This is a genomic window from Psychroflexus salis, assembly GCF_014640175.1.
GTDB classification, from domain to species: Bacteria; Bacteroidota; Bacteroidia; order Flavobacteriales; family Flavobacteriaceae; genus Psychroflexus; species Psychroflexus salis.
Genome location: NZ_BMGL01000008.1, coordinates 161,202 through 181,278, shown reverse-complemented (window position 1 = coordinate 181,278; position 20,077 = coordinate 161,202). Strand labels below are relative to the sequence as shown.

At 31.4% G+C, this 20,077-nt stretch carries 26 protein-coding genes; 25 read left to right on the top strand and 1 reads right to left on the bottom strand.

From position 1 onward, the window contains the following. Positions 1 to 28: 28 nt before the first annotated feature. The gene (locus tag IEV63_RS08300) at positions 29 to 286 is read left to right on the top strand and encodes a hypothetical protein (RefSeq protein WP_188406327.1); all 258 of its coding nucleotides are present in this window, start codon (positions 29 to 31) and stop codon (positions 284 to 286) included. A gap of 169 nt (positions 287 to 455) precedes the next feature. Beyond that, the gene (locus tag IEV63_RS08295) at positions 456 to 875 is read left to right on the top strand and encodes a lysozyme inhibitor LprI family protein (protein WP_188406326.1); all 420 of its coding nucleotides are present in this window, start codon (positions 456 to 458) and stop codon (positions 873 to 875) included. A gap of 37 nt (positions 876 to 912) precedes the next feature. On the opposite strand, the gene IEV63_RS13070 is transcribed toward IEV63_RS08295, so the two are convergent. Next, positions 913 to 1,041 carry a hypothetical protein gene (locus tag IEV63_RS13070; protein ID WP_262890059.1) on the bottom strand — a complete coding sequence of 43 codons (129 nt, stop codon included), beginning with the start codon at positions 1,039 to 1,041 and terminating at the stop codon, positions 913 to 915. Positions 1,042 to 1,588: 547 nt separating this feature from the next. On the opposite strand from IEV63_RS13070, the gene IEV63_RS13000 reads away from it, so the two are divergent. The 23 genes from IEV63_RS13000 (at position 1,589) to IEV63_RS08180 (ending at position 19,606) form a co-directional block, all read left to right on the top strand. Next, a complete protein-coding gene (locus IEV63_RS13000; protein ID WP_229737216.1) occupies positions 1,589 to 1,810 on the top strand; it encodes a hypothetical protein in 222 nt (73 codons plus the stop codon). 751 nt (positions 1,811 to 2,561) lie between these two features. Next, the gene (locus IEV63_RS08285; protein WP_188406325.1) at positions 2,562 to 2,732 is read left to right on the top strand and encodes a hypothetical protein; all 171 of its coding nucleotides are present in this window, start codon (positions 2,562 to 2,564) and stop codon (positions 2,730 to 2,732) included. A gap of 162 nt (positions 2,733 to 2,894) precedes the next feature. Next, positions 2,895 to 3,482 (top strand): DnaB-like helicase C-terminal domain-containing protein, encoded by a 588-nt coding sequence (locus tag IEV63_RS08280; RefSeq protein WP_188406324.1) that lies wholly within the window; start codon positions 2,895 to 2,897, stop codon positions 3,480 to 3,482. A 12-nt stretch (positions 3,483 to 3,494) separates the two neighbouring features. After that, positions 3,495 to 3,866, top strand: a complete 372-nt coding sequence (locus IEV63_RS08275; protein WP_188406323.1) for a hypothetical protein — start codon at positions 3,495 to 3,497, stop codon at positions 3,864 to 3,866. A gap of 118 nt (positions 3,867 to 3,984) precedes the next feature. Continuing rightward, positions 3,985 to 4,326 (top strand): protein-tyrosine phosphatase family protein, encoded by a 342-nt coding sequence (locus IEV63_RS08270; protein WP_188406322.1) that lies wholly within the window; start codon positions 3,985 to 3,987, stop codon positions 4,324 to 4,326. Continuing rightward, complete coding sequence (locus IEV63_RS08265) at positions 4,327 to 4,488, top strand: protein-tyrosine phosphatase family protein (protein ID WP_188406321.1); 162 nt, start codon at positions 4,327 to 4,329, stop codon at positions 4,486 to 4,488. Positions 4,489 to 4,918: 430 nt separating this feature from the next. Further along, positions 4,919 to 6,022, top strand: coding sequence for a hypothetical protein (locus IEV63_RS08260; protein ID WP_188406320.1), 1,104 nt, complete (start codon positions 4,919 to 4,921; stop codon positions 6,020 to 6,022). Positions 6,023 to 6,217: 195 nt separating this feature from the next. Continuing rightward, positions 6,218 to 6,559, top strand: a complete 342-nt coding sequence (locus IEV63_RS08255) for a hypothetical protein (RefSeq protein WP_188406319.1) — start codon at positions 6,218 to 6,220, stop codon at positions 6,557 to 6,559. Continuing rightward, positions 6,556 to 6,849, top strand: a complete 294-nt coding sequence (locus tag IEV63_RS08250; RefSeq protein WP_188406318.1) for a hypothetical protein — start codon at positions 6,556 to 6,558, stop codon at positions 6,847 to 6,849. Before IEV63_RS08255 ends, IEV63_RS08250 begins: the two co-directional genes overlap by 4 nt. A 4-nt stretch (positions 6,850 to 6,853) precedes the next feature. Then, complete coding sequence (locus IEV63_RS08245; protein ID WP_188406317.1) at positions 6,854 to 7,087, top strand: hypothetical protein; 234 nt, start codon at positions 6,854 to 6,856, stop codon at positions 7,085 to 7,087. Positions 7,088 to 7,104: 17 nt separating this feature from the next. Then, positions 7,105 to 8,349, top strand: a complete 1,245-nt coding sequence (locus IEV63_RS08240) for a serine/threonine protein kinase (protein ID WP_229737215.1) — start codon at positions 7,105 to 7,107, stop codon at positions 8,347 to 8,349. A gap of 21 nt (positions 8,350 to 8,370) precedes the next feature. Beyond that, a complete protein-coding gene (locus IEV63_RS08235; protein WP_188406316.1) occupies positions 8,371 to 9,162 on the top strand; it encodes a vWA domain-containing protein in 792 nt (263 codons plus the stop codon). A gap of 223 nt (positions 9,163 to 9,385) precedes the next feature. Then, the gene (locus IEV63_RS08230; protein WP_188406315.1) at positions 9,386 to 9,760 is read left to right on the top strand and encodes a hypothetical protein; all 375 of its coding nucleotides are present in this window, start codon (positions 9,386 to 9,388) and stop codon (positions 9,758 to 9,760) included. Positions 9,761 to 9,770: 10 nt separating this feature from the next. Further along, complete coding sequence (locus IEV63_RS08225; RefSeq protein ID WP_188406314.1) at positions 9,771 to 10,871, top strand: hypothetical protein; 1,101 nt, start codon at positions 9,771 to 9,773, stop codon at positions 10,869 to 10,871. Positions 10,872 to 10,894: 23 nt separating this feature from the next. Further along, on the top strand, positions 10,895 to 12,265 hold the full coding sequence (locus IEV63_RS08220) for a protein phosphatase 2C domain-containing protein (RefSeq protein WP_188406313.1): 1,371 nt from the start codon (positions 10,895 to 10,897) through the stop codon (positions 12,263 to 12,265). Between the two features lie 74 nt (positions 12,266 to 12,339). After that, positions 12,340 to 13,008 (top strand): protein DA1, encoded by a 669-nt coding sequence (locus IEV63_RS08215; RefSeq protein WP_188406312.1) that lies wholly within the window; start codon positions 12,340 to 12,342, stop codon positions 13,006 to 13,008. A gap of 1 nt (position 13,009) precedes the next feature. Next, positions 13,010 to 14,230, top strand: a complete 1,221-nt coding sequence (locus IEV63_RS08210; protein ID WP_188406311.1) for a hypothetical protein — start codon at positions 13,010 to 13,012, stop codon at positions 14,228 to 14,230. Beyond that, complete coding sequence (locus tag IEV63_RS08205) at positions 14,220 to 15,296, top strand: hypothetical protein (protein ID WP_188406310.1); 1,077 nt, start codon at positions 14,220 to 14,222, stop codon at positions 15,294 to 15,296. The genes IEV63_RS08210 and IEV63_RS08205 overlap by 11 nt, the downstream gene beginning before the upstream one ends. Positions 15,297 to 15,306: 10 nt before the next feature. Further along, positions 15,307 to 16,056, top strand: coding sequence for an ECF transporter S component (locus IEV63_RS08200; RefSeq protein WP_188406309.1), 750 nt, complete (start codon positions 15,307 to 15,309; stop codon positions 16,054 to 16,056). 26 nt (positions 16,057 to 16,082) lie between these two features. Further along, the gene (locus tag IEV63_RS08195; RefSeq protein WP_188406308.1) at positions 16,083 to 16,583 is read left to right on the top strand and encodes a hypothetical protein; all 501 of its coding nucleotides are present in this window, start codon (positions 16,083 to 16,085) and stop codon (positions 16,581 to 16,583) included. Between the two features lie 397 nt (positions 16,584 to 16,980). Next, on the top strand, positions 16,981 to 17,274 hold the full coding sequence (locus tag IEV63_RS08190; RefSeq protein WP_188406307.1) for a hypothetical protein: 294 nt from the start codon (positions 16,981 to 16,983) through the stop codon (positions 17,272 to 17,274). Positions 17,275 to 17,434: 160 nt separating this feature from the next. Continuing rightward, the gene (locus IEV63_RS08185; protein WP_188406306.1) at positions 17,435 to 17,746 is read left to right on the top strand and encodes a hypothetical protein; all 312 of its coding nucleotides are present in this window, start codon (positions 17,435 to 17,437) and stop codon (positions 17,744 to 17,746) included. Between the two features lie 582 nt (positions 17,747 to 18,328). Further along, positions 18,329 to 19,606 (top strand): tyrosine-type recombinase/integrase, encoded by a 1,278-nt coding sequence (locus IEV63_RS08180; RefSeq protein ID WP_188406305.1) that lies wholly within the window; start codon positions 18,329 to 18,331, stop codon positions 19,604 to 19,606. Positions 19,607 to 20,077 lie beyond the last annotated feature (471 nt).

The following is a 20,077-nucleotide window of genomic DNA, read 5'->3' as shown; positions in this document are numbered from 1 at the left end:
TAATTAAATTCAATTTACAATGCAAAACATGGAATTATTAAACTCAGAAGGACCAATACTAAGAGCTATAAAATACAACTCTAATCGCTATGATATCATTGATCAATACAATTTATTAGTCGACATACTTAATGAACAAGAATTACAGGATTTTGTGCATAGCGACAGAGAAATTGTAGATTCAAAAAAGAGAAAGTTTAAATATTCAAGCTTTCCTTCATCAATGAAGCCCGACTTAAAGCTATTGAATGAGTTTATAGGAATGGATTCTACTGAAAAGAAATAATTAACCAATCATTAGTGAGTCTCTTTTTTATAGGGATCAAAACAGTTAGTATGCCCCTTAAAGCATGAAATATATAATGAGCCTAATAGTGTCAATAATTTACCTTTTAAAAATGGATATGCAGAAAATAATACGTTTTAGAATAATTACGATCATTGCTTTTTTTGTCATGACATCTTGTAAGGAACCTATACAGTTTGGAGAATCAGAAGTCGGTTCGACGTTTAAGACATCTGAAGAAGCACATCCAATTGATGATTTTTTAGAAGCTTGCTTGCAAGACACAAGCAATTTCACTACAATGGGAATGACACAGTGTAATATTGATGCTTATGATCGCTGGGAACATCGTATGGACAGTATCTCAGAAGTTTTGCATGAAGTACTTCCCGTACACATCCGTCATTTATTTGACGACTCGCAACAACGATGGAAGGAATATTTTGAAGCACAAAACAACTTTTCAGATGAGTTGTTCAGTCAAAATAAGGGAACCATGTATATTCCTATTTGCGCTCACTATAAAGTTGAAGTTTTACGTGAGCGAACACTGTTGTTTGAGTCACTTTTAAAAGAAGCCGAAATGTAACATAAAGAAGCACATTAATAAACCCCACCCCAAAACATTAAACATATTTTTTAAATTCTCTAATCAATTCCTGAACGCCCAACTCTCCAAGATTGTAGCGTTTGATGTTGGTTTTGTTCGGTTGAAGCACTTGTTTACACGTGGTCACTTCTTCAAGGCTAAACATTTTTTCATCACGTTTCTTTATCACTAAAGACTCAAGGTGAATGATTAAAGCTTCTTGATTAAGGGATTGGCTGTTTTAGGTTTTTGTGAAATGAACCACATCCATACACCAGCTATCCCATGTGTATCTGCAGACAAAGGGGTGGAAAATTCTAATGCTTCTTTGGATAGTGGGTACATAATGTAAAATACAAAATTACGCATTATATACCTAATTGGATGTGATGAAAACCTAAATACTCGCAGCCGAATATTTTGTAGCATCTTGTTGACGACTTTAAACTAATATTACACAAAGATTTAATGATAATTTGTCAACGATTACTTCTATTCGTAGTGGTTGGCATGAAACACATCTTTTTACTGTGTTGGAGTGAAAACGATGGAGTTTTTCAGGAAGATAGAAGGTCTTATTCGTTATGATTATAGATAAGGTCGTAAAAAAGACATTTAATTAAGTTGAATAACAAATGGATATTATTATTTTTTGTGGCATACAAGCTTCAGGCAAAACAACTTTTTACAAAGAGCATTTCTTAAAGACGCACATGCGCATATCGCTAGATCAGCTTAATACAAGAAACAAGGAGCAGGTGTTTATAAATGCATGTTTTTCCGTACAGCAGCGATTTGTTGTAGATAATACAAACCCAACAAAAGAAGAAAGGTCAAATACATTACAACCGCTAAAGCGCATAAGTACAAAGTTATTGGGTATTATTTCAAGACCAATATTAATGATGCGATCCATCGAAATAGTAAGCGAATAGGCAAGGAAAATATTCGGGAGGTAGGTATCAAAGCGACATACAATAAACTTGAGCCACCTATATTTAGCGAAGGTTTTGATGAGCTTTATGTAGTTAAGATAGTTGGTGATGGGTTTGATGTTTTGGAATTGAAAAAAAATAAATATAAAACACTTAAAATCAATAGTTAAGTGTTTTTTTTTGGGAAGATAAGAAAAGTTAGTCGTCATAATGATATAAAGCGGAAGCCGAAAAGCTTAAAGAGTAGGTATTAATTAAAATTTTTAAAATGGGAAAAATAATATGTGACTATTGTGGTACTTACGAAAAAATACATAACAGAGGAGACATTCCTCACGGTTGGGTGCAGGTACGTAAAGGACTTTATAACTCCTTGGAGTTTTGCTCAAGAAAATGTAAAGATGATGCCGGTGAATGATTTAAAAGACCAGTTTCATGGAACTGGTCTTTTTTTATATTTTCGGATTTTTGGAAATTTATACTTTATATAATTATTTTATAAAAATTAATAATTGTTTCTTATTTGAATACTAAGTAAAATTAAATTTTTAAAATGTAGTCTTTAAAAGTATTTAACCATGAATGGAAAAAAAGCAACCGCAATATAGAAAATTTCCACAATGGTGATGTTGTTCTTGATGCTCAATCACTCGGAGCGAATCAAATAGCTGCTGAATATGATATGCCTGCTTTGTTTTATTTCAACAATGATATGTCCAATGCTCAATTAGGAAAGTGATACAATTAGTATGTGTTCAATGACCTTCGTGGTTTAGCACCAAAAGGTTGGCCCATACCCAGTCATAAAGATTTAACGCGTTTTCTGTTTTCTCAGCAGTCCATCGGCATAAGTTTTGAAGATAAATTTTTTCAAGAAGAAAGCAACTCTTTACAACTTGTGGTGGAGCAGCACCCATTTTGATTCTAATAAGGCCATACTAGGATGGATAGACGCATCTTGTAATGAAGCAGTAAAAATGTATTAGGATAAAGGAGTGGGGTTGTTTGTTCGCTGTGTTCGGGAAAAGGAAAAATGATGAAAAAATAAAACCTATACTTCATTAACTATATAATTTAAATAAAAATGAAGACACAAATAACATCCGGTAATTCAGAAATGGATGAGAAATTTGGCCATTTTGCACCGGGACAACTTTATGTTCTTGCCGGTAGACCTAGGATGGGTAAAATGCCTTTGATGCTAAGCATTGCCTCCGCTTGTTCCGCTGATATACCCACCTTGTTTTTTAATTTAGATTTATCTAAAGACAGCTTGAATAAGCAGTATGACCTTGGTTTTATAGATGTGTTTGATGATTCGAGTTATTTGGTAGACACCGAATTCAGTAAATTGTTATCTCAAAAAGACTATGCCTTAGTGGTTGTTAATTATTTACAGTTATTGCCGTCAGAGAATAAGTTTGATTTGGATTATTTTAAAAAAATGGCGCAAAAAAACAACACCTGTATTGTGTTGATTTTACAATTGGATAGAACCAGTGAAACCAGACAAGATAGTAAACCAAACTTAGCTGATGTAAATTATATGTTTCAAGACAATATGCAGTTATTGAAATACACGGATGGCATTATTGGCGTGTTTAACATAAACAGAAAAATCAAATACAACGCTGAACAACTAAAAACCATTGAATTGATTAAATTGTCATAATTTTAAACCTTTATGGCACCAACAGAAAAAGGAAAATGTTTGTCAAAAACAATCGACATTTACAAGGTAAGAAAAGTATATGGAGAATTATTTTATGCCTTGCGTGCTTTTATAAATAATCGAAATCCAATGGATTTTTATCATCTTGAAGCCCAGCCGGATGAATACGATCCTGAGGTGGCTACCATTATCATTCAACTTCATCAAAAGATGACAAAAGAAGATATATACGATTTGGTTTTTCAAGAGTTTAATCGCTGGTTCAAACCTATTCCTATCTCAAAAGTTGTTTGTTTGGAATTGTCTGTTGGCATATTTGATTGGCTTTCTGAAAACACTTTGCCCGAAGTAGATTTAGAGACCTTGATTGAAGTTAAAAATTGACACAGGTTGGAGTAATATAAAAGTTTACCTAACAAGCTGAGAACATCTATTTACCCTATGGAAAAGAAAAATATTGAGCTGAGGTTAAAAGCAATATCAGAAATTAGAAAACAAATCAATGAATAAAGAAAAGATAATTTTACCTTTTGAAAGAACTCACTGGGTGATTCCGGGGAAATTATTGGCTGGAGAAATTCCTTCCTCTTCTAAAAGGTCGGTTAGAAAACAAAAAGTTCAAAATCTAATAAATATGGGTTTTGATACTATTATTAATTTAATGGAGCCTAATGAAAAGACATTTTCAGGGAAACTTTTAGTGGACTATACTTCTGATCTAAGGGATTATGCGAAAAGCATGGAGCGAAAAGTAACTGTATATTATTTTCCTATCAAAGATTTATCTGAAACAACGAAGGAAAGAATGAAAGAAATCATTGCACAGATTTTCAACGATATTTAAGTGGTGGGTAAAAAAGTATATGTTCACTGTTGGGGAGGAGTTGGAAAGACAGGTACTGTAATTGGATGTTTTTTGCTTGAACAACAAATGGCAACTACAGAAAATATAATTCAAACCATAGAATACCTAAAACGCTCTACTTCAATTGCCCATAGACGCTAACCTGAAACTGATGAGCAGATGGATTTCATTTTAGACTGGACTGTATTGCAGTCGGAATTATGACTTTTCGGGAAGAAAGAAGGTCTTGGACGTTAAACTTATAAAAAGCTTAATCATAAAGCCTTAACATTAATATTTTAAGTGAAGAAATATTAATATTACTAGTGTTCACGACTTAATTTTGTAGCCCAAAAATGAAATGCTATTTTAATTCTTTTACCTTTTTGTTAAAGAAATTCCACCGGCTATTCCAATTGTATGATAAGCATACAAGGAGAATTTAATAAGGCGATTATTGCTGTATTGATTCAGACTTATTAGATAATTTACTTGTATTCAATACTACAATAAATAAAATTAATTAAATTTTTCAGGGAAGTCGATTGGAGCTAGTCGTTATACAATTGTAAAGTAGACTTAAAGCTCTTGTATGAACATGAAAATAGCAACCAAATCATATGTGCATCTTAGATTAACTGACAACAGTTTTATTAATGATTTGTCTATTATAGCTGTTCAATTTAAAACTACTTCTAATCAAAGTGATTTCGTTTTCAATACTGTTGATTTTGATAAGTTTGCTGATTTTAATCCTGCTGATTTCAATATATTTTTTGATTTGTTATTGGAACTAGAAGTTGAGTCAAAGAGCAAAGTTTTTTATGCATTGGAGTACAACGATAAAGGTATTGTTCTAATACAAAATTTTCACGATTCACTTCGGCTTCAATCTAAAATAGATTCAGACGAATTAGCAACGGCTTTACAATATATTGCTGAAGATAATGATTTTAGTTACCTCGAAAAAAAGCTTTTACCTTTGAATACTAAGCCAGTCTTGGATCAAATAACTGCAGACAATGATTTACCGACACTAGAGTATTACCTTCAAAAATACAACTCAGAAATAAAACGGGTGTATTACCCTGGCGCAGGCATGGATTTTAGTCCGCTTCAATTGTTTGGGAGACACATTAAAGGTGTTGAATTATTTTTCACTGATTATATGTCTATTGAAGAATTGAGCGAAGTTATTGATAGACTTGAAAACAACATCAACACAAGTGTTCTTGCACCACAAGATTTTAATCAAGATTGTTGGGAAGACTTTTGGCCTACTAATGTAAATAGAGATGAAATGATGGGGCATGAACCCGCAGAGGCTTGGGGTAAAAAATTTGAATTCCAATCAAAAAATTTGGATTGCACCCTAACGTATCTGGGTACAGAAGGCGTTCAAACTGCAAAAATTTTGTGCGAAAACGAATTAGCCCCTGATGTGTTGGTATTGCAAGATCATGGAGGTAGTACCAATTATGCTTTGTTTAGTGATGAAAATTCTTTTTTACACCAAGCCATGCAAAATTGTTTACCTAAATACATTCTAATGGATCCGACAGAAGCAGAAAACACCAAAATATGGCCCGAATATGAGCAAGTCACCCAAGTTTATTTGCCCAAAGCATATGAGTCTTTACCGCAAAATAGAAACCCGAGGGCATTGTTTAAAAAAGAAGAGAGAACTAAATCATGAGATGTATCCGTTGTAACTCCGAAAATGTAAGTTCAAAAACCAGCCAAAGCGTTTGGATAGGTTATTTAATAGCTCTAGCTGTTATATACTATGGTTTTCAATCGGGAGAGATCTCCAGCATTTTGATAACTATAGGAATAGGAGCAGCAATTGTGTTTTTTTACAAGAAATGGATAAATATTAAATACTATTGTAATGACTGTTCAAAAAATTGGACTGATGGTGGATTTGACTAATAAATTCCTTTTATATATAGTTTTTAAATTCATTATATATATTATGGGTGGATTGTTTTATGTTTTAATTTTAATTAGCTGCCAATCAAATAAAGAAAATAATGCTAATTATCACCAAGGAGAACCAGTCATACTCAAAAAAGAATATTCCTTAATTCCAACTATCTGCATGTACACTTATGAAGGATATGGCAGAAAAGAAACCTTTGAGGATAAATGCAATAAATATTCTGTGGGAGATAAATTAGGAGGAAATACCAATGCTACTAAAAATGATACACTAAAAATAGAATCTAAATGATTTGGCTGATTTATGTTATCAATATTTTTCTTTGGGGAATAGCAGGTGTTATCCTTGCTATAGGCATAGAGTCCGTTTTATTTGGCATCATTTATTTTGGAGTGGGGTATCCATTGAGTTTAATTCTTTTAAAATATAGCGATAATTATGCGGTATCTTATCTTGATAAATTCAAATATCCACCATTTACTATATGGAAAAGAAAACTCTTATGGAGTAACGGAGTTGCATCTGGAATTGTATGGGGTGGTATAATGATTTTCACCCTAATTTTTAAATTAAATGAATGATTCAATGAAAAAACTAGTTGAAGCAGGTGTTACAACACCAGGTATTTGGAAGCAGATTAGTGAAGGGGGATTTCTAAATGATTTTCCGGAAGCTGAATTTAAAATTACAGATAAAAATCTTCGTTATCCAGAGTTGTCTAAGGGAGTAATTTCTGTTCGAGAGGAGGACGCAGAAACGTTTTTGTTGATTAAAAAACAGCAAAAGAAATTAAATGGTGGTAGCTGGATTATAGAATAAAAATTAAAACAATAATTATGTCAGAACTAAAACAAGGAACAATGATTAAGCTCACCAATGGCGGGCAAGTAAAGGTTCAAAAAGAACTCGGACGCGGAGGACAGGGTATCGTATATCTCTGCGAATTTAACGGTCAGCAGTATGCGCTTAAATGGTATATTCAACACTATCCAGATACCTTTTATAATAATCTCAAAACAAATGTACAGAATCAAGCGCCAAATGGATCAAAAGCTTTTTTATGGCCACTGATGATCACAGAAAAACAGCACGACAGTTTCGGCTATGTAATGGATTTAAGACCAGATGGATATTATGAATTTGGGGCATTTTTAAAAAATAAAGTTAAGTTTAAGACAATCTCTGCTATGTTAAATTGTGCTGTAGATATTTGTGCCGGTTTCCAAGCTCTTCATCAAGCAGGATTGAGTTATCAAGATTTGAATGAAGGCAACTTTTTTGTTAATCCAGAAAACGGTCATGTGCTTATTTGTGATAACGATAACGTAACACCTCCAGGTTACAATCTTGGAATTAAAGGAAAGCCGAGATATATGGCACCTGAAGTTGTTATTGATGCAAGGAAACCAGATGTTTATAGCGATTGTTTTTCTCTCGCTATTATTTTATTTAGATTATTCTTTACAGATCATCCACTCGAAGGTAAGAGACATTTATCTGTGCCATTAATGTCACCGTCTTTTGCAAGAAAAATTTATGGTAAAGAACCAATTTTTATATTCGATCCCAACATAGATTTAAATAGACCAGTGCCAAATGTCCATAAAAACTCTATTAAGCTGTGGCCCTTGTATCCATCATTATTAAAAAATGCTTTTGTAAAGGCGTTTAGTCAGGATAGTATTAAAAACCCTTCTGATTTTAATAAACGCCCTAATCTCAGAGAATGGCAGAAAACGGTTGTTGCTTTGAGAAACAGTTTAATAATGGATGAAAAAGGAAAAGAAAGTTGGTTAAAGGATGGAGAGTTTCCTAAGGTCGCTTTAAAAACATCCGAAGGAATGATTTTTTTAAGCCCGAAAAAGACAATTTATTTAGGAACGAATAACCAACCTGTAGGACAAGTAATGTTTAAATCGGATGAACCAAATGTTTGGATAATTAAGAATCTTTCATCCGTACCTTGGCGGGTTATTACTCCAACAGGTAATCAAGTTTCTGTAGAGCCAAATGGTATGATGCCAGTGAATAAAGGATTGAAAATAAACTTGCCGAATAATGAGCAAACCGAAATAATTTAATAACAAATAAAAACAAAAACGATGAATGAGTTATTAGAAAGAGCTGAATCTGCAAACAAGGTAATGCCCCTGATTTTTATTATTGATAAATCAGGCAGTATGTCTGGAGCAAAAATTGCCTCTGTAAACAAAAGTATGGCTGATATTTTGCCAGAGTTAAAAAAGATTACTAATGAAAACGATGGAGCTATAATTAAAATTGGTGTAATGGAATTTGACCATACTCCGAATTGGATTACACCTGCATTAGTTGAGCCACATTTGTTTAATTGGGTGGATATAGTTACGGATAGAGGATTGACCGCATTTGGTGCTGCTTGTAAATCTTTGAACGAACAATTATCCAGAAACGCTTTATTAAGTGATCCTGAAGGCTATAATCAACCTGTTATTATTTTGCTTTCAGATGGAGAGCCAACAGATGAGTGGAGTCATCATGTGGATAAATTAAAGCAAAATCAATGGTTTAAATTATCTCAGAAATTTGCTATTGCCATTGGTCATGATGCTGTTAGTAAAGAAAATCTTGAGGCTTTATATAGTTTCTTAGGGCATGTAGAAGGAATTATGCTAGCTAAAGATGTGGCGACATTAAGTAAAATGATTGAAGTAGTTTCTGTAACAGCTTCTCAAATTACAAGTAATAGTCAAGCTCCAACTTCTTCTGCAAGTATGACCGATGCTCAAATTGATGAGCAGGGCATGAAGGATACATATAAGGCTGTAAATAGTGCTGTTGACGCAAATGTAGATGGAGCAGTTACCGCAAGTAATGATAGCTTTGGAGATTTAGATTTTAGCGCATTTACATAATTGATTTGAACCATAAAAGCGTAAAACTTTTATGGCATATTTTGCTTCAAAAATATTTGGTTATAAAGTAGTTTTACTTTTTAGTGGAATTTTATTGCATATATCAGTCAAAGAATAGAGAATACTTTTTAGTAGAAACAGAAAAGAATAACTAAAGAAAAAGCTTATGTGTACAATATGGTCATCAACAAGCGGAGGTTCTAAAAACCAGCGACTTTATATCTTGGAAGGAGATACGTTTTGGACATCTACAAGCGGTGGGTCTAAATCTGACAGACTTTTTATCATAGACGGCACAACAATTTGGTCATCCACAAGAGGTGGATCAAAGGATAAGCGCTTATTTATTATTGATGGAACTACCATATGGTCATCTACCAGTGGCGGGTCTAAAGATAAGCGGCTTTACATTTTTGATGGTAATACGATATGGTCATCAACCAGTAGAGGTAGCAAAGATAAGCGGCTCTATATCATTGATGGAGATACCTTGTGGTCGTCCACTTCTGGCGGTAGTAAAAACGAACGCCTGCTGATTGCAGAAGGGGGATGTATGGGTAAAGTTTCTGTGTTGGTTTGTTTGTTGGCAAGAATTTGAAATTTGTATTATGAATGAATTAATAGAAAGAGTTGAGTGGAAAAGAAAAATATACCAAATACGCTTTTTGGTGGACGCCTCAAATGCTGTTAATGAGGAAAAGCTACTCATTGTTAAAACAAAGATTACAGAGATTCTAGATATGGTGAGGGATTCGTTCAAAGAAAATTATGCTGGTGAAACATCAATCTATGTCAATGTTCTAAAAATTTCGGATAAATCAGAATGGATGTATGAGAGTTTGGTGCCAGTCAGTGATTTTATTTACAAGGATTTTTCTCCTGAAAGTAGCGATTGTAACCTTGAAAACGCTCTTCAAGAACTGATTTCGAACTTAAGTCACGAACTCTTTTCTCAAGACATGAGACATGCCGGTCCCCCCTCGATTGTATTCCTTTTAAACGGAGATAGCATAGAGCTTTCAAATGTAAGTCATGTAAAAAAACAACTCAAAGGAAATAAGTTGTACAGACTTGCTTTTAAATTTGCAATTTCGTTAGGAGATAGTCTGGATAACCAACATCAACTATTTGAAATCCTCACCATTTCGCCTGAAGCAATAATGAGTCTATCCGACATCAATGTTTTTAAAAATATTTATTGTCAAATAGATGAACTTGTAGGTGCTGCAGTATCTGTTTCTAATTCAGAAAGAGAGTGGTGGAATAATTTAGAATTGAATTGGAAAATAATTTTACTGTCAAACTATTGTTTCAACCGAATTGGATGGAATCTTAATGATTGTAATATTGAATGTTTTGCTTTTCAAGGAAATATTGAGAAAGATTTGATTGGCTTTGCCGTTTGGGCTGGCGGTGGTGATGATTTTGATTTTAAAGAGAACATTGAAAATATATCCGATTCTATTTTATATTCTATTATCCATGAAACAAAAATACTTTGGTGTGCTAGGGCTAAAGTTAAATCAATAGATCCATTAAAAATACTAATAAAATTGAAAGAGATGGAAGGGTTAATTTTTCAGGTAAATGAGATGGAAATAGAAATGAAGAGCGTTCCGAAAAAAAATAACCTTCCAAAATTTGGTAATGATGAAACGTTGTCAAAAAACAGTAATATCCCCGATTTTAATGATGATGGTTGGGTTTAGTATAACAAATTAGAATAAATAATATGGAAAATATCAGAACATTTCACGCAGTAACCATTGGTCAAAGCCATGTCAAAAAAGGAATACCATGTCAGGATGCTGTTATTAGCTACGAAGATCGTGAAAACGAAATTTACATTGGAGTTGTAAGTGATGGTCACGGAAGTAAAGATTATTTTAGAAGTGATGTAGGCTCTACTATTTTAGTGAATGGAACAATGGAGTTGCTGAAGACTTTTGCAGAAGCTCAAGATAACACATTATTTCAAGAAGAGTTTATAACTAGGGAAACAATTACTGAATTAAATCAAAAAAAAGATTCAGTTTTTGAAGATAAAAGAAGTCCGAATAAAACTAAAAATGAAGATGTACTTAATCATTTATTCAAGTCAATTATATCAAAATGGCAAGAGGGTATTTACCAACATTGGCAAGAAAATATGCCATCTGAAGACTTTTTAATTGAAAAAGGTGTTTCAGAGAAAAGAAGATTAAATTTTCTCAATAATGAAGCAATTGAAATTGCTTATGGTTGTACGATATTGGCATTTTTAAAAACTAAAGACTTTTGGTTTGCATTTCAGTTAGGAGATGGAATGTGTATTGCTTTCGATGAGGAAATGAATGATTTTGCTCCAATTCCTAAAGATCCACAATGTGAAGGAAGCACAACTACATCTATGTGTCAATCAAATGCTTTTGATAATTTTAGATTTGCTTATGGCACTAAAAAGTTAATCGCTTTATTTATAGGTTCAGACGGTATGGAGGGACGTTATGGAGATTTAGATTTTTATACAATACCTGAGATTACAAAAGATTATGAATTAATTACTAAAACCTTTTTTAATAACGGATATGAAAAAGGTTATGAAATGATTAAAGAGGCTTTACCTGCTTGGAGCTTAAAGGACTCCAAGCAAAAGGATGACTTATCCTTTGCAGGATGGATAAATTTATCAGATCCAGAAGCGGGATTGAAGAAAATAATAAATAAAGAAAAAATAGCTGCAGAGCAAAAACTAAAAGAAGCAGAGGAGAAATTGGCGCAAGAACAACAAGAATTGAAAGAGTACGAATCTAATCTAGCTTCAAAATTGAATAAAATAGTAGCTATAGAAGAGCAATTAAATGAACTCAAATCAAGTTTTGATCAATCTCAGTCAGCTGTTTTAGCATTTAAAGAAAAAATCCTCGCAGAGGAAGATAAGCAAGTAAATCTCAAAAAACAAAGAGATGAGATAGAGGCACAAAAACAAAAGCTAGAGGGAGAGTTAAGTAATATTGAAAGAGTGAAGCAAAATAAAATCCAAAATATTCAAAAAGTTGAAAGTGAACATCAAAAGACAAAATCCTTTTTAGAGTCTTTACTGAATAAATTTTTCGGAAACTAATTTGATTATTCATTTTGTCATTCAAAAACGTCATCGCTCAAGTTTCAGATGCACTACAATTCAAAAAATGTGTGGTGTGTGACGTTGTATTGTTAGGACAATATGGCTATGATTCTTGGGAACAAACCGCTCATCTCAGTTGTATCGATGGAAATTGTTTTAGCTGTGGAAGAATATTGAATAAAAATCATAAAAAACTACAGGATGGAAGGTTCATTTGTGAGGTGTGCATACCATCAGTTGTTGCAAATGATACAGCTATCAATTGGGTAGATCAGCGTGTTCAATCGGTGTTGCAAAGTGTAGGAATTACCAATTTACCAAAAATACCTATAGAGATCGTTTCTAAGCAGAAACTGATTCATTTGCAGAATAATAAAGCTATGGGTGACACCTTCGGGTTAGCGCAATATTTCGCTACAGGAGGTAATAAGCAATTTAAGATTTTTGTTCTTGACAATTTACCCAAAACCTTTTTTGCCGGTATTCTAGCTCATGAGTACATGCATGTATGGCAGTATCAACATAACATTAATCCACCAAAAGATATTTGTGAAGGATTCTGTAATCTAGGCGCAATGGCGATGTATCAAAAAATAAACACCAAATTTTCTACTATTTTGTTGGAGCAAATGGAAAAAAGTCCTGACCCAGTTTATGGAGAAGGCTATCGAAAAGTTAAAACGATATACTTGAATTCTGGATGGAAAAAAACTATAAATTTAATGAAACAATACGCATAATATGGAAATAAATTACTTTATCGATCAAATTAAAAGTCTAAAATCAAAGTACAGTAGTAGTTATTTTGAAAAAAAGGGCCTTTATGCCGTACTTAACGATATAGCAAACAACATTGACAAAAGAATTATAAGTGTATTGAAAAAAGCGGACGAGCTAACTTTACCAGAAAAATTAAAAAAACTTAGGGATGAAGATGATTCTAATCAAGCTATATTAGTATCCAATTTAAAGCAAGATTTTGTTGACAATACAGGCTTAGAACCAAAAATGGCGGCTTTGGTCTTTGATGTTTATTTGTTCGGTTTAGGCTTAAAACAAGATTTAAATCCACTTGAATACAAGGCAACAAAAGTAGCTAACGGCATTCATATAAGTGAGTTAATAGAACTTGCTATAGCTGATAAGCGCTTAGAAAAAAATGAAATGATTAACATTTTTAATAAAGGTAAATCATTTGGTTTAAAAGAAAATGAAATTTTTGAATCATTAGTTAAATGTATCAAGGATTTTAATCTTAAGCCACTACCTTATTCTGATGCTATACAACCCAAGAATAAAGAAATTCTTCTAAAATACGATTGGGTAGAGGAATCTATAATAAAGAGAGAATATCAAAAATCAAATGATATCGACTTTGATAGGGAAAGAGAGCAAAGAAGAGTATTAGCTGTTCAAAAAGATCAAGGACTTGTAAGTCAAAAAGACAAAGAACTTGAGATTAAGCAAATAGAACTTGAGCTAAAAAAGAAGGAACAAGAGGCGAAAGAACAAGAGGAGCAAAAAAAGTTAGAGTTAGAAAAAATTAAAGCTCGAGAACTTAGGAAACAAAAAAGAAATCAATCATTTAGAACCTTTTTCAATTGGCTGGTAAGAAAGGATAGTAAAGGAGATTCTCCCTTAGTATGGGCTCTAGTATTAATCTCTATAGGCGTGCTTGTTTTTTGGGCTTTAAATCGAAGTGAAGAAAGGGATGAGAGAGAAGATGAAGCACAGGTGTTATCAATTCAGCTTGAGAAAAAATATGAAAAAATCAACAATTATTTACAAGACGGCTTGATTGATAGTGCTAAAATTTTAATACCTGATCTTGTTCATCCTTCAACTGAAAGGAGTCCTTATAAATCTGATGAGGAAATAGAACATTATAACTACAATGAATATTGGCAACTCAAAAGAGAAAAGTTGAGAATTAAAATTCAAGAAATACAAGATGCAAAATAAATTCAACAATATTTTAAAAGAACTTTTAAGTCGTTTTGATCAAGATATACTGCTTAAATCAAGTGTTTTAGCAATTGTAAAAGACTTGCAACCTGATTTACACCCTTCTTATCACACTATTTTGATGCATGCTGTTGATTCACAACTCATGACTAAATTAAACAAGTTTAAAAATCAAAATAATGAATTTGAAGTACTTAATTTAAGAACCCAGTTTAAAGAGAATAATGGTTTTGATGATAGGGCTTATGAAGTTTTTGATGCTTTTTGTGAGGGTCTAAATATTGAAATCAGGCAGTTTTTAACCATAGAGAATAGTTTTGATTCTGAAATCAAAGAACATGGTAGAGCTCAGATAACCAATAATTTAGTAAATAGTAAAGTTACCAATTCATTATCCATAAACAACAAAATTACATCATCGGATTTAAAGATGCTTTGTGATTCAAACGGAGCGGCCATTGGTTTTTTAAATCAGTATAAATTTAAAAAAACGGATAGCTGGAGATATCCCACTTCAGATGAGTTGAAAAGCGAAGCTGAAGAACTGCGTTTACAATCATATAAACTCCTTTGGTGTAGGGATTCCAACACGAATACAATTAGTATTTTTAATGTTGAAAAAGGTACTCATGAGAAATGCAACAACCAACAGCAACTGCAGCAATTGCTTCCTTTATTGGCTATATGTGACCTTAAATATTCATCTATTATTGATAGAGAATTAGCTGTACATATAAATACGACTAATGAGTGGGGATTGTCTATTGTTTATGGTGCATTAGGGGAGCACACATATCCCGAATCTTTCTTAGGAAGTTTCAATAAATTTAAATTGCACAATAAATCAAATTGGCGTTTACCTTCTATTATTGAATTAGGGCAATTATACAAGCATCGAGAGTCCTTAAATCTTTCTCCAGAGCTTCCTGTTTGGTCCTCAACAGAGCCCAAAAAGTTTTTTGTGAATGTATTAGATTTTCAAACAGGTGAGATATCAGAATGGAAAAAGTATGCCAATGCCTTTGATAAAAGAAGAGGTACTATTATATTAATTAGTAATTAAAATATTTAATGTGGATAAATGTGAATGGTGCGGAAAAAAAAGGTACTCTAACGACGATAGTACTTGGATTTATTCTGATTATAATGTAAAAGGTTATCGCGAAAGATTTTTGTTTTGTTGTAGAGGCCATGCATCTCGTTTTGAAAATGAAACAAACTACAATACTTATGATGAAAGAAAAAAATGCTATTACTGTAGTGATAAGTATTATCCGAGTGATGGTGTTAATTGGCATTTGCGAAAAGCAGGTAATTACAGAAGATATGAATATTGTAGTGATGAGTGTGCAATAAAGCACAAAAAATCAGATGATTATACCTGGGTTGATTCAAATGGATTTACAAAAGATGAAAAGGCACGTTATGAAAGAAAAAAGAGAGCTGAAATTCAATATATAAATGAAATAAAAAAGGAAAAGAATAAATCTTTATGGTATAAAAGTATTATTTCTCATTTAGCATCTGCTTTACTTTTTTTAATAGGTGTGTTTTTGATTTGTGCCATCCTTACAAGTGTTCTATATGAAATCATTTGTGTATTTATTTTTTACATATTATATTATAATTTTTTGCGTGTTAAAATTAAAGAATTATTGGTTGGTTATTTTAGCGACGATCGTATTTTAGATGAAGGTTTAGAAGTTAACTTAATTAAAGAACCTTTTCTTCTATTGGTTTTGATCCCTTTATATATTAAAGAAAAATTTTACGAACAAATACCTGTTTTGTTTTTCACTTATAAAATATTTCAATACATTTAATAGCTATCAAGCTTAATTTTTAATCCATGAACTTTGACAACCCCTTTTTATATAACTCTTGCTTTTATATTCGTTTAAATAATATAAGTAAAAAAGTTTTTGAGCAATTTAAATTGATTTCTATTCAAGTATTAGATGCAGAAAGAAATGACGATAAAATGATTGTAGTTGAAAATCAGTATCGTGAAGAGGGTGGTTATGAATATATGTATTTATTCTTTGAAGAATCTAAATCACTTAGTTACATTTATGAGTTAGAGCTTATTGGAGCAATAGATTTTTATGAAGATGTAACTGTCGATTTAATTTCAGGTCGTTTAGATAACAATGAAGATTTTAGACAAGCTTATTTTGGTAATCTTGATCCAAATCCAAATATTACCAAAGAAAGCGAATTCACACATTTATTTAACTTTTTCCTTTTAAAAAATAGAACACAAGATCATGTGATGGATCGTATTATTTCACTAGGAATTGATAATATTTGGGAGATTGATAGGGAGATTTTAAATCAAAGTACATGTTAGTCACCATGGGTTAAAGATTTTTTTTACCCAATTTTAAAAGCTTGAATTTAACTTGTTTTATTAATTCAGTTTGTATTTTAATTTCAAAAGCTTAAATATAAAATACAACTGATTCGTTTTACAATATGGTCGCGAAAAAAAATCTTATAGTGCTTTGATATACAATCCTACAGCGGATTCTATCAATCGGTTTTTATCTCATTTTGATGATGCCATCGTACTAGCCGCTCAACGGCTTATTCGGGAGGGTACAACCACACATCTATCCGATTTATTATTGTCAGAGATGGCAATTGAAGAAATGAACAGGTTTTTATATGAAAAAGTACAGTCCAAAACATCACTGTTTTTTCAAGATGAATCAGCTTCGGAATAGCATCTTGAGCCACCCATTTCATTGGCTATTGAACAATCTGACGAAGAGTTTAATACTCTTGTACATATTCAATTTTTTGATGGTTTATATTATGATTCCATCCGCAATCAGTTATATGATTTAGAAAAAACCCCTATCGATACTTTAGAGAATATCCTTCGGGAAAATATTTTTCAAATAAAAGCAAGTAAAATTTCAGGCAATTTGAATCAAGGTTTTGATATATTTACAACAGTGGAAGCTCATCTTGCTCGAATGAACGCTAAAGCCATCCCTATTTGTGATGTTTTTATTAATTGTACCCATCAAATATGAGCCAGAAATTATGAGCTAATTTGAGAAAAACCTTGGATACTTTACTTGGCATAATTAGCAGAAATCAAGAGTCTCAAAAAGAAAATATTGATTGGAGTAAGTAAGATTTGCCTTTTTAATCGACATTCTATTATATGGTATTCATATTAAAATTTCATGTATGAAATTAATAGCCTATTTAATTTTTCTAATTGCTTTTATTTTATTTTGCCAGAAAGATAATTTAAATTACGCAACAGTTTATGAAAAACAAGTTTTTAAAAATGTAACGGTTATCTTTAATGAAGTTCATAGTATAGATGATTTTGACAGCGAAATTAAAACCTTTTACAGAATTACTGTTTCTATTGAAGGTTTTATAGATTATGTAATATATAATTCAAAACTTAAAACATATCATCAAATTAGAGATGCAAGCACAACCTTTTCAGCAGCTATAGATAAAGGTCTAAAAATTGGTTTATTAATATAAATAACTTAGGGTCACACCTAGTTAAATACGATTTATATAAAGATAAAGTTGTTAATGTTTATAAATTTAACAGCAACAAAAAAATTGATCCATTTTCAATTTTCATTTATCACACAATAACTTATTATATCTACAGAAAATAAATTTATAAATACAGCTCAAAGCTGAGTGATATGTGGAATTCTGCGAGTTTGGTAAAAAAAATACAGTTACAATATTTGATGTTTCCAGAAGGAATGGGTTACGACAAGTCAAATGACAAAGTTCGAACCCCAAGAGTGAATTTGTTATTTTCTGTAATCTCAATGATAACAAAGGCTATGAAGGAGTATAAAAAAGGAGAACCTGTCGATTTTGACAAGTTCTCCGCTTTGGTGACCTCGGCAGATGGGAAGTAGTGTTAGCTTTTAAGCTAAAAATGCACAAATCTGCGCTCTAACAGCTTATTTTGAAAATAATTTTTTTCCGTTTGATGACATTAATAGACATAAATGGACAAACAAATGGACAAACGTTTTCATGTTTTTGACCACATATTTTAGCTTTAAAACAAGGTAAAATATTAATTAAAAACTATTAAAAATGAAGACTAAATTTAAACTAAGAAAAGGGTCTAAAACAAACACTATTTTGTTAGATTTTAGACATGGAGCTTCCATTAGAGTAAGATTCTCAACTCAAATAAACATCAGTAAGGGGCATGAAAAATTTTGGGATGATAAAAAACAAAGGATTAAAAAGCCAAGTAGTATTATAAATGACACCGAAATTAATAAAAAACTTAACGACATTGAATTAGATATTGAATCTAAGGTGGTCGATTTAATTGGACAAAAAAAATTATCTCAAAAAAACTGTAAACATGAAATTAAAAAAATATTAGGCTTAGAAGATGAAGAAGAGTCTGAAAATCAATTACCAAAAAAAGTATTAGACTACATGGACTGGTATTTAAAATATTATACGATTAACAACTCCCCGACTACAAAAAAACCATTAGGTAAAGGGACTCTGAAATCATATAAAAATATGAGAAGTTACTTTAATCGTTATCTGCGTTCAAGAAAAATAAAAGATTTTGTTTTTGAAGATATGAATGAAGAGTTCTACAATGATTTTATAAAATTCGGTAATCAAAAACATTATTCACGAAATTATATAGGTTCAATGATTCAAAAATTAAAAACCATTATTGGCTCAGCTTACGATAATGATGTACATGAAAATAGAGAATTTCAAAAAAGATATTTTTCAAAATTTAGTGAAGAAGTTAATCACCCTTACCTAACAGTAGAAGAATTAGACAAAATATTTAATTTGAAGTTGAATCTTGAAATTGAAAGAAATGTTAGAGATGCATTTTTAATAGCTTGCTATACTGGAATGCGTGTTCAAGACCTATTTCTTTTCCTTAAAGAGCCAAAATTAATATCTGAAGGAAAAAGAGATTATATACACATGAAACAACAAAAAACAGGTAATGAAGTATATATTCCTATAAATGAAAAAATAAAACGTATTATTAAAAGAAGAAATGGAGAATTTCCCCCAAAAATTGACCCATCGGTTATTTCAAAATACATTAAATCAATCTCGAAAAAAGCAAAAATTAATGATGAATATACTTTAATTAAAACAATAGGTGGGTCGGTTAAAAAAATAACTGAACCTAAATATAAATTTATTTCATCACATACTGCAAGAAGAAGCTTTTGTACCAATGCTTATAATGCAGGTGTAGCGCCACATAAAATAATGGCAATATCTGGTCACAAAACAGAAAAAGTTTTTTACAATTACATTAAAGCTTCTGCAAAATTTAAAGCACGACAAATAGCAGAGCATAGTTTCTTTAATTAATTTAAACGCTTATAATAATCAAAAAGACTTGAACTCATTTTGGTAATAAATAGAAAAACAAGCTTCAAATTAATGAAGCAGAATTAATTTTGATTAATTAGGTACATTACAAATAGGTTTTATTATTAACATCCATTACAAGGAAAGAATAATTGGATTTTTATTAATTAAATTATTGGAGTAATTAATATCTATTGAAATTAAAAAAGATAAAACTTATTAATTAAAGATTATTAATTGAGCTTATCAAATGATTATTTAAGCAGACTTTTTTAGCTTACAATAAATCAATTTCAATCAAATAATTTCTATTAAAGCATTGAAATTATTTAATTCATTAAAAATGAAAATTACTACTCATTAAATAATGAATTATTAAATCAATTTAAAGCATGGAACTTTATTCATTGATTAAAGATTAGCAATATAATTAATTCATTAAAACTTTTAAATAATTGATTGAACTTAATA